This is a genomic window from Brooklawnia propionicigenes, assembly GCF_030297015.1.
Taxonomy (GTDB): Bacteria; Actinomycetota; Actinomycetes; order Propionibacteriales; family Propionibacteriaceae; genus Brooklawnia; species Brooklawnia propionicigenes.
Window position 1 is genome coordinate 17,242 of record NZ_AP028056.1, and the last position, 12,354, is coordinate 29,595.

A 12,354-nucleotide genomic window follows, 5' to 3' on the forward strand; every position below is an offset into this window, starting at 1 on the left:
CCACAGCCAGCGGCAACCGGATCGGCTGCACCCGGCACGTACGGTAGTTGACAACGCAATTACACATCCGAACCTGCGGCGTACAGCTCGCCGTCGCCAACCTCTCTGGAGGCACGACATGACCCCATCGGCTGCATTCACCAAGCGCGTCCGCTACGGCGCGGCAGTCGCCGGCCTGGCCGGCATTCTTGTTTTCGCCGGCTGCTCGGCCGAGACCGACGCCAGCGAAGAGACCCCGGCCGCCGCGACGTCCGAATCGTCCAGCACCTCGACGGCCCGAACCACGGCGGCGTCCACCGGCAAGTATGCCGATGGCACCTACACGGCGTCCGGCTCGTATCAGACCCCCGAGACCGTCGAGACGATCAGCGTCACCCTCACGTTGGACAATGACGTGATCACCGAGGTGAACGTCATCGGCGATCCCCAAGCGCGCGAGACTCAGCAGTACCAGGGCCAGTTCATCGGAGGCATCTCCGATGTGGTCGTCGGCAAGAACATCGACGAGATCTCGGTCAGCCGCGTTGCCGGCTCCTCGCTGACCAGCAAGGGATTCAACTCCGCGGTGGACAAGATCAAGTCGGAAGCCTCATCCTGATGCCCGAGCAGTGGCGGTTCGAGGCCATCGGCACCCGGTGGGAGATCGAGACCGTCCGCCCGCTGCAGCCCGGCGAACGTGCCCGCATCACGCGGCTGATCGACCAGTTCGACCGGGAATGGTCACGTTTCCGGTCTGATTCGATAGTCAGCCGGCTGGCCGTTTCGGGCGGCGAGACGGCCGCACCACCGGACGCCGCCGCGATGCTCGATGTCTTCCGCGAACTGTCAGCGGCCACCCGGGGCGCGGTCAACCCACTGATAGGGGAGAGCCTGGCCCGGCGCGGCTACGACGCGTCCTATTCGTTCGTGGACACCGGGCCGATTGCCGCACCGCCCGATTGGACGACGGCCCTCACCTGGGACGACGGCCTGCTCCGCCTCGCCCAGCCCGCTGTGATCGACGTCGGAGCGCTCGGCAAGGGCCGCCTGGTCGATCTGATCAGCGCCGCCGTCTCTTCCATCACCGACGGGCCGATCGTGGTGGACGCCAGTGGCGACCTGGCGGTGCGTGGTGGACCGGTCCGCATCGGGCTGGAAGATCCCCGCGACCCGCGGCGGGCGGTAGGAATCTGGGATGTGACCGACGCCGCGCTGTGCGCCTCGGCGATCAACCGGCGCACCTGGGGCGAGGGTCTGCACCACGTGCTCGACGCCCGGACCGGCCGGCCCGTGAGAGAGGTCATCGCGACCTGGGCGCTCGCCTCGGACGCCATGCATGCCGATGCGGCGGCCACCGCGCTGTTCTTCTCCGGCGGGGCAGAGCTCGCGCACGACTGGGGAGTGGACTGGGTGCGGATGACCCACGAAGGCCGGCTCGAATGGTCACCCTCAACGACGGCAGAGTTGTTCACATGATCGGGCGGCTGACGGGAATCCGGACCCTTGTTTACGCGGAACTGGGGCGCCTGTCGATGTACCGGCTGGTGTTGTTGGCCCTCGACGCGCTCATAGTGATCGCCTTCGTCCTGGCGTTGCTGGGACTCGTCGTCCCCACGGGGGCCGAGTTGCTGGTCAGCGCCGTCGTGCTCGCGGGAGCCTGCCTGCTCACCGATCTGATCGGGCACCGATCTGATCGGGCACCGCCTGATCGGACGCCAGCTGCGCTTCGAATCGTCGCTGATCACCGCGAGCATTATGATGTTCGTGCTGCGTCCAACCATCGAACCCATCGGCCTGGCCGGGCTCGTCATCGCGGCGGCGGTGGCCTGCGCTTCGAAGTACCTGCTCGTCTGGCGCGGACGCCACATCTTCAACCCGGCCGCTGTCGGTGCGACGGTCGTGACCATCGTCGCCACCGTGCTACCGCTGGACGCGGGTATCGGAAGTTCGGCGTGGTGGGTGGGTTCTCCGATTTTGCTTGTTCCGGTTCTCGTGCTGGGGATCATCGTCGCCTGGCGAACCGAGAAGCTCGCCGTGGTCTCGCTGTTCCTGCTGGTCGCGCTCGTAGTGACCACCATCCGGGTCGGCGTTCAGTACCAGCAGGCCGGCCTTGAGCTGAGCCTGGGGGACGCCGCCTGGCAGATGCTGAGCGCCTCCCCGTTCGTCTTCCTCGCCACCTTCATGCTGACCGAGCCGCTCACCACGGCTCCGCGGCGCTGGCAGCAACTCGTGGTGGCCGGCGTCGTGGGGCTGGCCGCAGGCTGGCCCATTCCGGTTGGCTACCTGACGCTCGGTCAAGAACGGGCACTGCTGATCGGCAATCTGGTGGCCTTCATCTTGTGCGTCCGCGGCTCGTTGCGCCTCAGCCTCACTGACCGCGGCTGGTTGACGCCGACGATTCAAGAACTCGTCTTCACCGTCGATGACCGGCTCCGTTTCGAGGCGGGACAGTACCTCGAATTGGAGGTACCGCATCCCCATCCGGACTCCCGCGGTACTCGGCGTCCATTCAGCATCGTCTCGGCACCTGAGGACCTGCCGACACTGCGGATCGCCTACCGCGACGGCGCGCAACCACGAAGCAGCTTCAAGACCGCGCTGGCCGATGTGGAACGCGGCGGGCTGCTGCACGCCACCGGCGTGTGGGGTGACTTCCTGCTGCCCGCAGATGCGCGCCGCCCGATCCTGCTGCTGGCCGGTGGTATCGGGATCACGCCCTTCATTTCGCAGCTGCGGCACCTGGCAGCTTCCGGACAGACCCGTGACATCGTCCTGGTCTATGTGGTCTCGGACCCCGCGATCGCCTTCCGTGACGAGATCGCGGCGACCGGCATTGCGACCGTCGTCTTCGCCCAGCAGGCTCCGGACGAGCTGCCCGCAGGCTGGACACTCGCCCCATCGGCCCGCATCGACGGCGAATCGTTGCTGGCGGCGGTGCCCGACCTGAGCTCCCGAGATGCCTACGTCTCCGGCCCGCCGCGGCTCATCGCCGACCTCACGCCGTCCCTGCGCGGCGCGCGCACACTGACGACCGACGCGTTCGCCGGCTACTGAGCTGCTGGGAGTCGCTCAAGGACGAAGTGTCGGCACCGATGGCTACCATGGCCCCATGCCTGATCTTTCCCCACTCGACGTGCTGCGGACCACGTTCGGGTACGACGAATTCCGGGGTGACCAGGCGCAGGTGATCGACCATGTCATCGCCGGCGGTGACGCGATCGTGTTGATGCCCACAGGAGGCGGCAAGTCGCTGTGCTACCAGATTCCGGCGATGGTGCGCACCGGGGTGGGCGTGGTGATCTCCCCGCTGATCGCGCTGATGCACGACCAGGTCAGCGCGCTGGAGAGCCTCGGCGTACGCGCCGGATTCCTCAACTCCACCCAGAGCTACGACGAGCAGCGGGCCACCGAGCAGCGCGCGCTCAACGGCGAGCTCGACCTGCTGTACCTCGCCCCCGAACGCCTCGACCTGCCGCGAACCCGGGAGTTCTTCGACCGGCTCGCGATCTCGCTCTTCGCCATCGACGAGGCGCACTGCGTCTCCCAGTGGGGCCACGACTTTCGTCCGGAGTACCTGAAGCTGTCGGTGCTGGGCGAACGCTGGCCCGGCGTGCCGCGAATCGCGCTGACCGCGACCGCCACCACCGCCACCCGTCACGAGATCGCCGAACGGCTCGGCCTGCAACAAGCCCGCACCTTCGTGGCCAGCTTCGACCGCCCCAACATCAGCTACCGCATCGAGACCAAGCAGCAACCGCTGAAACAGCTGATCTCGCTGATCCGCGCCGAGCACGTTGGCGATGCCGGCATCGTCTACTGCCTCAGCCGCAAGTCGGTCGAGGCGACCGCAGCGGCCCTGGTCAGGGAGGGGATCGAGGCGCTGCCGTACCATGCCGGGCTTCCGGGGCCGGTACGTTCGGCCAATCAGTCCCGGTTCTTGCGCGACGACGGCGTGGTGATGGTGGCGACCATCGCCTTCGGGATGGGAATCGACAAGCCCGATGTCCGCTTCGTCGCCCATCTCGACCTGCCGCGCAGCATCGAGGGGTACTACCAGGAGACCGGGCGGGCCGGACGCGACGGCCTGCCGGCGACCGCGTGGATGGCCTACGGGATGGCCGACATCGTGCAGCAGCGTCAGTTGATCGAGGGTTCGGACGGCGATTCCGCGCACAAGCGCCTGCTCGGCCAGCACCTGGACGCGATGCTCGGGCTGTGCGAGACGCTGCGCTGCCGTCGTCAACTGATGCTGGAGTACTTCGGTGAAGCCAGTGAGCCATGCGGCAACTGCGACACCTGCCTGGATCCGCCCACACCCTGGGACGGCACCGTCGCCACTCAGAAACTGCTGTCCACCGTGGTGCGGCTCAAGCGCGAACGCAATCAGCGCTTCGGTGCCGGCCAGCTCATCGATATCCTGCTGGGCAGGCGGACACCACGCGTCGAACAGTGGCATCACGACCAGTTGAGCACCTTCGGGATCGGCACCGAACTCACCGATCTGCAGTGGCGGGCCATGGTGCGTCAGCTGCTGGCCGCCGGACTGCTCGGCGTCTCCGCCGATGGACACCAGACCCTGGAGCCTACCCAGGCCTCGTGGGCGGTGCTGCGCGGGCAGCGCTCCGTCGCGCTGCGACACGATGCGATCACCCGTGCAGGAGCTGCGAAGAAGCGCAAGGACAGCACCAGAACCGGCTCACGAGCATCGGCGGTCGACGACCTGGTGGCCGGAGATCGGGAACTGTTCGAACAGCTGCGCGCCTGGCGGGCCGAAACGGCGCGAGCAGCGTCCGTTCCGGCGTATGTGGTCTTTCCCGATGCCACGCTGGCGGCGATCGCACAACGCCGTCCCGACTCGTTGGACGGACTGTTCGCCATCAGCGGCGTAGGTGCCAAGAAGCTGGAATCCTACGGCGAGGCCGTCCTGCAAGTGATCAGTGCAGGCTGAGACTTGCCGATCCGGCTCGAATCGCCACGGCCCTGCGACATACTGAGGCGATGACCACGAACAAACCCAAGCTGCTCGCGCCACTGCTGCGCTGCCCGAACGGTCCGGTCGATGCCCGCGATTTCAACCCGGATGCCAAGCCCGGATACCCCAATGGCAAGGACAAGGACGGCGACGACCTGCGCACCGAACTCGAGCCGCTGCTCGACGACCTGCAGGAGCGCCTGTTCGCCGCCGGCACCAGAAGTCCCCAGGCCCCGCGGGTGCTGCTCATTCTGCAAGGCCTCGACACTGCGGGCAAGGGCGGCACGATCCGGCACGTCATCGGCATGATGGATCCGCAAGGGGTCCACATTCACTCCTTCAAGAGGCCGACCGCCGAAGAACTGGCCCACGATTTCTTGTGGCGCATCGAGCGGGAACTGCCACGTAGCGGTCAGGTGGGCATCTTCGACCGCTCGCATTACGAGGACGTGCTCATCCAGCGCGTCGACCATCTCGCCCCGCCCGAGGAGATCGAGCGCCGCTACGGGGCCATCAATGATTTCGAGGCCAAGCTGATCGCTTCGGGCACCGTGATCGTCAAGTGCTTTCTCACCATCTCCCGGGGTGAGCAGAAGCAGCGTCTGGCCGAACGACTGACCAATCCCGAGAAGTACTACAAGTACAACCCGGGCGATCTCGACGTCGCCTTGAAGTGGGAGTCCTACATGGACGCCTACTCGATCGCGCTGACCCGATGCAATACGGACGCAGCCCCCTGGTTCGTGGTGCCGGCCAACCGTAAGTGGTACCGCAACTGGGCAATCACGAATCTGATCATCGAGGCGCTCGGCAGCCTGAACCTCGGCTGGCCGGCGGCCAACTTCGACGTGAAAGCCGAACGCCAGCGGCTGGAGGCCCTGCCGTCGAAGTAGCCCGACCCCACCCCTCCCGGCGGTCGTCGCCTCCGGACAAGCGGATAGGCTACCTGATAGAAGGCCTTGCTCCGCCGGGCGGGGTCCACTGCCCCGAGGAGGACAAGGACGGATATGACGTACGACGTTGTGAAGATCGGGATCGTGGGAATGGGTCATGTGGGCCCACATGCTGCGAGTGCTCTCATCAACTGGGGCGTCGCGGATGTGATCTACGTCAGCGACATCGACGAGAAGAAGGCCCAGGCCGAGCAGCTGGATCTGATGGACTCGACGGCGTTCCTGCCCCGGCCGACACGAGTGATCAGCGTCGGTGCCGACTACGAGGTCCTTGCTCGCGCCGACGTCATCATCAATGCCGCCGGTGACATCACCAAGGTGGCCACCAACCGGGACGGCGAGCTCTACGGAACGACCGACATCGCGCGAACCTTCGTCGGGAGGATCGCCGCAGCGGGGTTCGAGGGCTTCTGGATCAACGTCTCGAATCCCTGCGACGTGGTGACGCGGCTCGTCCACGAGCTGTCCGGGCTGCCCTCCAATCACGTCCTCGGCACGGGCACCTCACTGGATTCGGCGCGGCTGCGGCGCGCCATCTCCCAACGAACCGGTCTGTCCATCCAGTCCATCGACGCCTACATGCTCGGTGAGCACGGCGCAAGCGAGGTTGCCGCGTTCTCCCAGGTGTCCATCGCGGGTAAGCCGTTGGCCGAACTGGCCGTCGAACGGCCGGGACGATTCGGCTTCAGCGGGGACGACGTGGAGCGCGACGGGCTCAACGGCGGCTACGACATCTACAACACCAAGCACTGCACCGAATACGGCATCGGCGCCGCGGCTGCGCGGCTCGCCGCCGCCATCGTCCGCGGGGAGCGGACGGTACTGCCTGCGTCGGTGTACCTGTGCGGGCAGTACGGCCAGTCCGGCTTCTACATCTCGACACCAGCCGTGATCGGGGCCGACGGTGTCGAGGACATCTACGAGCTTCGTCTCACCGACACCGAGCGCGAACGCTTCCTCGCCTCGTGCGACAAGGTGAAGCACAACTACGAACTGGTTCGCGACCACGCCGCTCGCGCGTCCTGACCGGGCCGCGCCGCACCGCCACCAGGCTCAGAGCCCCGCCAGCCGGGACGCAGCCTCACGCAGCACGTCCTCACGCTTGCAGAACGCGAAACGCAGCAGCGAACGGTACTGCGCAACGTGCTCGGGCTGCACGAAAGCCGAAACCGGCACCCCGACCACACCCACCAGCTCGGGCAACCGACGGGCCAACTGGGTGGCGTCCTCGAAGCCCACCGCTGCGGTGTCGACCAGCACGTAGTAGGCCCCCGCGGGTGAGAACACCTGGAAACCGGCCTGCTGCAGCCCGTCGATGAGAATGGTGCGTTTGCGCTGCAGATTCGAGGCGATGGACGCGTAGAAGTCGTCCCCCAACCGCAGGCCGGTCGCAATCGCCGGTTGGAAAGGCGCCCCATTGACGAAGGTCAGGTACTGCTTGACCGTCAGGATGGCGGTGATGACGTCGGCGGGGGCCACCACCCAGCCGATCTTCCAGCCCGTGGTCGAGAACGTCTTGCCGGCCGATGAGATCGTGATGGTGCGCTCGGTCGCGCCCGGAAAGGTGGCGACAGGAATGTGGCGGGCACCATCGAAGACCAGATGCTCGTAGACCTCGTCGGTCACGATGAACGCGTTGTGCCGATGTGCCAGGTCGACGATGTGCTGCAGGGTCTCAGCGGGAAACACTGCACCGGTCGGGTTGTTCGGGTCATTGACGATGATCAACCGGGTCTTGTCGGTGACCACCGTGTCGAACTCGTCCAGATCGGGCTGAAAATCCGGTGCCCGCAGCGCCACGGTGACGTGCCTGCCGCCGGCCAGACCGATGACCGCGGCATAGGCATCGTAGAAGGGCTCAAAGGTGACCACCTCGTCGCCCGGTTCCACCAGCGCCAGGACGGTGGCGGCAATGGCCTCGGTTGCCCCGGCGGTGACCAGGATCTCGGTGCCCGGATCGGCCTCCAGACCATAGAAGCGCTGCTGGTGCTCGCCGATCGCCGCACGTAGGTCGGGTTCGCCGCGGCCGGGGGAGTACTGGTTGATGCCGGCGTCGATGGCTGCCTTCGCCGCGTCCAGCACCTGTTGGGGGCCGTCCTCGTCCGGGAATCCCTGACCCAGGTTGATGGCGCCGAGTTGCCTGGCCAGCATGGTCATCTCGGTGAAGATGGTGGTGGACAGGCGACCGTCTGTGCCGAGCAATCCGGCGTAGGCAGCGGTCCGCTGCCAGGGACCGGCGAGGTCGGGTTGGACGCTGAGACTCGATGACAATGGGCTGGACATGATTCCTCTGATCGGTTCCGGCAAGTCTATCGAGGCCGGGCAGGCATCAGCACACCCGTCGGCGCGCACTCGTCCTGCAGTCCGCCGGACTGATCACGCTCAAGGACGGCGGCAACGCGCTGTCGACTCCGGCCGATATCGACGAAGGTGCATCGCGGGTGACGGTGGTTCCGGTGGATGCGAACCAGACCGCGGTCCAGCTCCGGTCGTTGGATGGCGCGGTCATCAACAACAACTTCGCCGCCGATGCGAACCTGGATCCGACCAGCGCGATCTACTCCGACCTGCAGGATCTCAAGGCCGCCGAGCCCTACATCAACGTCTGGGTGGTCCGCAGGGAAGACGTGGACGACGCCACGCTGAACAGGTTGGTCGAGATCTACCATGATCCCTCGGTGATCGGCGCTCTGCTCGACGAGAACAAGGGCACCGCGGTTGCGGTGGACAAGACGCCCCAGGAGCTCCAGGACATCCTGACCGGTCTCGAAGACCTCATCCGCAGCCAGGGCTGATCGTCGCACCGCCTACCTAGACAGGAAGAAGGTATCGGACACTGATGGGAGCCACCGTTTCCCTGCGCGGGGTCACCAAGGACTTCGACACACCGGGTGGATCGATCCGCGCGGTCGACAATGTATCGCTGGACATCGGATCCGGAGAAGTCTTCGGCATCATCGGCTACTCGGGTGCCGGGAAGTCGACCTTGGTCCGCTTGATCAATGGCCTGGAGACCCCGACGTCGGGAAGCGTGGCGATCGATGGGCAGGTGATCACCGGGCTGCCCGAGCGCAGACTGCGTCCGGTCCGCGCCGGGATCGGGTTCGTTTTCCAGCAGTTCAATCTGTTGTCCTCGCGGACCGTCGCCGGCAATGTGGGCTTCCCGCTGCGGGTAGCAGGCGTTGACAAACGCGCCCGAGAACGCCGAGTCGCTGAACTCCTCGATTTCGTCGGCCTGGCTGACAAGGCCCAGCAGTACCCTGATCAGCTGTCAGGTGGCCAGAAGCAACGGGTGGGCATCGCCCGTGCTCTGGCCACCAAGCCCAGCCTGCTGCTGGCCGACGAAGCCACCAGCGCGCTCGACCCCGAGACCACTCGTGATGTGCTCGACCTGCTGCGCCGCGCCAACGACAGACTCGGGGTGACCATCGCGGTGATCACCCACGAGATGTCGGTGGTGTCCTATTTGTGTAGCCGGGTCGCGGTCATGGAGATGGGTCACGTCGTCGAGACCGGTCCGGTCTACGACGTCTTCGCCGATCCCCAGCGTCCGGTGACCCGGCGTTTCGTGGGCACCGCGCTGCATGACCGGCCGCGGGCCGATGTCGTGGCGAGATTGCGCCAACGGCACTCGGGACGCATCGTCACGGTGGCGGTCACCGACCAGAACGGCTCGTCGACGCTGCTCACCGAACGACTGCGCCACTACGGTGTCGACGGAGCCGTCATCCACGGCGGTATCACCGAGATCGACTCGCGCCCGCTGGGCGCGTTGACCGTCGAATTGGTGGGCCTGGATTCGGCCATCGAGGAGCTGCTGAGCGACCTCCGCCGGCATACCGACGTCGTGGACCATGGCACCGCGCAGAACCCTATCGACAGCACCGATGAGGATGGAGACCCACGATGACCTCCGGAAGCCAAAGCCTGTGGCCCGTCTTGTTCGAGGCCTTGGGACAAACCCTGCAGATGGTCTTCGTGACGCTGGGCATCGGCGGTCTGGCCGGTCTGCTACTCGGTCTGGGGCTGTACACCACGCGGCAGGGCAATCTGCTGTCGAATCGGCCCGTCTACTTCGTGCTCAACCTGATCGTCAACATCATCCGGCCGATTCCGTTCATCATTTTTATCTCCGCGATGCTCCCGCTGACCATCAAGGTGACCGGGACGAGCTTCGGCCCGACCGCGGCCATCTTCCCGATGAGCATCATGGCCACCGTTGCCACCTCCCGGATCGTGGAGCAGAACATCGTCGCACTCGACCCGGGGCTGATCGAAGCAGCCCGCGCGATGGGTGCGAGCCCGCTGCGCATCATCGCTACGGTGATCATCCCCGAAGCGCTCGGCCCGCTGATCCTCGGCTACACCTTCTTGTTCGTCGGCATCACCGACATGTCCGCGATGGCCGGGGCAGTGGCAGGCGGTGGCCTGGGCGATTTCGCGATCGTCTACGGCTACCAGCGCTACAACTTCGTCGTCACCTGGATTGCGGTGGGCGTCATCATCGTGGTCGTCCAGCTTGCCCAGCTCGTCGGCAACATCCTCGCCCGCCGGGTACTGCGCCGCTGAGCCGCCAGCAGCGCGGGATCACGGTGTGCGGACGATCACAGCTTCTTGCCGGGATTGAGCACGCCGGTCGGGTCGAGCACGTCCTTGATCCCGCGCTGCAGACCCCGCAACCGGGGACCCAGCTCCGCGTCCACCGCGCTCAACTTCTCCAGGCCGATGCCGTGTTCACCGGTCACCGTGCCGCCCAGTTCGTTGGCCAGCCCCAAGACGAGTTCGTGGGTCCGGTGGGCGGTGCGGACCTGATCGGGGTCGTCGGGGTCGAAGCAGATCACGGGGTGCAGGTTGCCGTCGCCCACATGGCCGGCGGTGCCGATGGGCAGCCCGACCTGGTCGGACAGTTCGGCCAGCCTGACCAGCAGGTCGAACAGCCTGCCCCGTGGCACGGCGACGTCCTCGTTGAGGCTGTCGCCGCGCAGGGCGTGCATGGCGGGGTTGAGGACTCGCCTAGCCCGCAGCAGTTCGGCGACCCGATCGGGGTCGTCGGCCACATCCACCCGCATCGCGCCGTGGCGGCGCACCACGTCGACATAGCTGGCGATGTCGTCAGCTGCTGCGGTGCGTGCGTCGGTGAGCACGAGAAGCCAGGCCTTGGCGTCGGTCGGCAGCCCGGCGTCCGGGTCGTAGGCCAGTGTCGCGCCGATCACCACCTCGTCCATGAACTCCAGGGTGCTCGGCCGGTGCGGGCCGGCCATGATCTGGTTGGCGGCGTCGAGCGCGGCCTTGCTGGAACTGAAGCCCGCGGTGATGCCTCGTACCGGGCCGGGGGCCGGCAGCAGTCCCACGGTGATCTCGGTGATCACCCCCAGGGTGCCTTCCGACCCGACCAGCAATGACGTCAGGTCGAGCCCACCCACCGCTTTCACGGTCGGCGGTGAGGTGCGGATCACATCTCCGTTGGCGAGCACGACCTCCAGCGAACGCACCGCGTCGCGGGTCACACCGTACTTGACGCAGCGCATTCCTCCCGCATTGGTGGCGACGTTCCCGCCGAGCGTGGACTCGGCGGCCGAGGCCGGGTCGGGGGCATAGAACAGGTCCTGCTCGGCGGCCGCGGCCGCCAGATCCGCGGTGATGACGCCGGGCTGGACGACGGCAGCCAGGTCGATGGGATCGATGCGCAGGATCTGGTCCATCGCGGTCAGATCGAGCAGGATCGCCCCGGGCACCGCATTGGCCCCACCGGCCAGGCCCGTCAGCGCACCCTGCGGAACCACCGGAACGTCGTGAGCGTGCGCAAGGCGCATCACCAGGCTGACCTGGTCGGTGCTGCGTGGACGCACCACCGCCAGCGGCGCACCGACGGCGGGGGAGCCCGACCGGTCGTGCGAACGCTCGGCCAGAACGGCTGGGTCGGTAACGACAGCCTGCTCACCAAGGGATTCGCGCAACTGCGTCAGCATCCCCGTAGGTTACACCGGCGCGTCATCGCCATCATCGTGTCCGCCGGGCGTGCTTGCGGGCGCAGTCGATGCAGGTATCTGCCGCAGGCCGAGCGTCGAGCCGATCCTGCGTTATGCGGCGCCCGCACTCCACGCACACCCCGTAGGTCCCCGCGGCGACCCGGGCCAGTGCCGCGTCCAGCTGATCGAGGGACGATTCGGCGGCGACCAACTCGGCCTGCGCCAGTGACCACTCGTAGGTGAGTGTCGATCCTTCGGGGTCATGCTCGTCGTCGGTGACCGCGGCAGCCCGCTCCGAGCGGATCTCGGACAGCTTCGCCCGCGCCACCGCACGCGCCGTCTCCGCCTCGGCGCGCAGCGAACGGAGCCGGACATCGGCAGGTTCTGTTCGCGGCCCGGCAGACGACAACTCATTCATGAGATCAATCGTAGGCAGCGCATTGCGGCAACCCTTTGGAAGTGGACTCGGGTCAGGGGCAGC

Annotated in this window: 11 protein-coding genes and 1 pseudogene; 9 read left to right on the plus strand and 3 right to left on the minus strand. The window is 66.7% G+C overall.

All coding sequences use genetic code 11. From position 1 onward, the window contains the following. Positions 1–118 precede the first annotated feature (118 nt). The 6 genes from QUE25_RS00080 (at position 119) to QUE25_RS00105 (ending at position 6,930) form a co-directional block, all read left to right on the plus strand. Positions 119–598 (plus strand): FMN-binding protein, encoded by a 480-nt coding sequence (locus tag QUE25_RS00080; RefSeq protein ID WP_286266372.1) that lies wholly within the window; start codon positions 119–121, stop codon positions 596–598. Continuing rightward, positions 598–1,455 carry an FAD:protein FMN transferase gene (locus tag QUE25_RS00085; protein ID WP_286266373.1) on the plus strand — a complete coding sequence of 286 codons (858 nt, stop codon included), beginning with the start codon at positions 598–600 and terminating at the stop codon, positions 1,453–1,455. The genes QUE25_RS00080 and QUE25_RS00085 overlap by 1 nt, the downstream gene beginning before the upstream one ends. 288 nt (positions 1,456–1,743) lie before the next feature. Continuing rightward, a complete protein-coding gene (locus tag QUE25_RS00090) occupies positions 1,744–3,033 on the plus strand; it encodes an FAD-dependent oxidoreductase (protein WP_286266375.1) in 1,290 nt (429 codons plus the stop codon). A 55-nt stretch (positions 3,034–3,088) separates the two neighbouring features. Continuing rightward, a complete protein-coding gene (gene recQ, locus QUE25_RS00095) occupies positions 3,089–4,927 on the plus strand; it encodes a DNA helicase RecQ (protein ID WP_286266376.1) in 1,839 nt (612 codons plus the stop codon). Positions 4,928–4,977: 50 nt separating this feature from the next. After that, complete coding sequence (locus tag QUE25_RS00100; RefSeq protein ID WP_286266379.1) at positions 4,978–5,844, plus strand: PPK2 family polyphosphate kinase; 867 nt, start codon at positions 4,978–4,980, stop codon at positions 5,842–5,844. Between the two features lie 114 nt (positions 5,845–5,958). Further along, a complete protein-coding gene (locus tag QUE25_RS00105; protein WP_286266381.1) occupies positions 5,959–6,930 on the plus strand; it encodes a lactate/malate family dehydrogenase in 972 nt (323 codons plus the stop codon). Between the two features lie 27 nt (positions 6,931–6,957). Here the strand turns inward: QUE25_RS00105 and QUE25_RS00110 are convergent, their stop codons facing one another. Next, positions 6,958–8,187: an aminotransferase class I/II-fold pyridoxal phosphate-dependent enzyme gene (locus QUE25_RS00110; RefSeq protein WP_286266383.1), complete on the minus strand. Its 1,230-nt coding sequence runs from the start codon at positions 8,185–8,187 to the stop codon at positions 6,958–6,960. A 68-nt stretch (positions 8,188–8,255) separates the two neighbouring features. Between QUE25_RS00110 and QUE25_RS00115 the strand changes: the two are divergent. The 3 genes and pseudogenes from QUE25_RS00115 to QUE25_RS00125 all read left to right on the plus strand — a co-directional run. Next, positions 8,256–8,699: pseudogene (locus QUE25_RS00115) on the plus strand (MetQ/NlpA family ABC transporter substrate-binding protein); the annotation flags it as partial. 44 nt (positions 8,700–8,743) lie between these two features. Continuing rightward, positions 8,744–9,814 (plus strand): methionine ABC transporter ATP-binding protein, encoded by a 1,071-nt coding sequence (locus tag QUE25_RS00120; RefSeq protein WP_286266384.1) that lies wholly within the window; start codon positions 8,744–8,746, stop codon positions 9,812–9,814. Then, entirely contained in the window at positions 9,811–10,473 is a 663-nt protein-coding gene (locus tag QUE25_RS00125) for a methionine ABC transporter permease (RefSeq protein ID WP_286266386.1), read from the plus strand. Before QUE25_RS00120 ends, QUE25_RS00125 begins: the two co-directional genes overlap by 4 nt. A gap of 35 nt (positions 10,474–10,508) precedes the next feature. Here QUE25_RS00125 and QUE25_RS00130 read toward each other — a convergent pair whose 3' ends face one another. Then, entirely contained in the window at positions 10,509–11,873 is a 1,365-nt protein-coding gene (locus QUE25_RS00130; RefSeq protein ID WP_286266388.1) for an FAD-binding oxidoreductase, read from the minus strand. Positions 11,874–11,904: 31 nt separating this feature from the next. Then, positions 11,905–12,291, minus strand: coding sequence for a TraR/DksA family transcriptional regulator (locus tag QUE25_RS00135; protein WP_286266390.1), 387 nt, complete (start codon positions 12,289–12,291; stop codon positions 11,905–11,907). Between the last annotated feature and the right edge of the window lie 63 nt (positions 12,292–12,354).

Excerpts from the sequence above, each read along its gene's own strand:
- QUE25_RS00125 (WP_286266386.1), top strand. The coding sequence starts at position 9,811 with ATGACCTCCGGAAGCCAAAGCCTGTGGCCCGTCTTGTTCGAGGCCTTG.
- QUE25_RS00110 (WP_286266383.1), bottom strand. The coding sequence starts at position 8,187 with ATGTCCAGCCCATTGTCATCGAGTCTCAGCGTCCAACCCGACCTCGCC.
- QUE25_RS00105 (WP_286266381.1), top strand. The coding sequence starts at position 5,959 with ATGACGTACGACGTTGTGAAGATCGGGATCGTGGGAATGGGTCATGTG.
- QUE25_RS00130 (WP_286266388.1), bottom strand. The coding sequence starts at position 11,873 with ATGCTGACGCAGTTGCGCGAATCCCTTGGTGAGCAGGCTGTCGTTACC.
- QUE25_RS00080 (WP_286266372.1), top strand. The coding sequence starts at position 119 with ATGACCCCATCGGCTGCATTCACCAAGCGCGTCCGCTACGGCGCGGCA.
- QUE25_RS00100 (WP_286266379.1), top strand. The coding sequence starts at position 4,978 with ATGACCACGAACAAACCCAAGCTGCTCGCGCCACTGCTGCGCTGCCCG.
- QUE25_RS00120 (WP_286266384.1), top strand. The coding sequence starts at position 8,744 with ATGGGAGCCACCGTTTCCCTGCGCGGGGTCACCAAGGACTTCGACACA.
- recQ (WP_286266376.1), top strand. The coding sequence starts at position 3,089 with ATGCCTGATCTTTCCCCACTCGACGTGCTGCGGACCACGTTCGGGTAC.
- QUE25_RS00135 (WP_286266390.1), bottom strand. The coding sequence starts at position 12,291 with ATGAATGAGTTGTCGTCTGCCGGGCCGCGAACAGAACCTGCCGATGTC.
- QUE25_RS00085 (WP_286266373.1), top strand. The coding sequence starts at position 598 with ATGCCCGAGCAGTGGCGGTTCGAGGCCATCGGCACCCGGTGGGAGATC.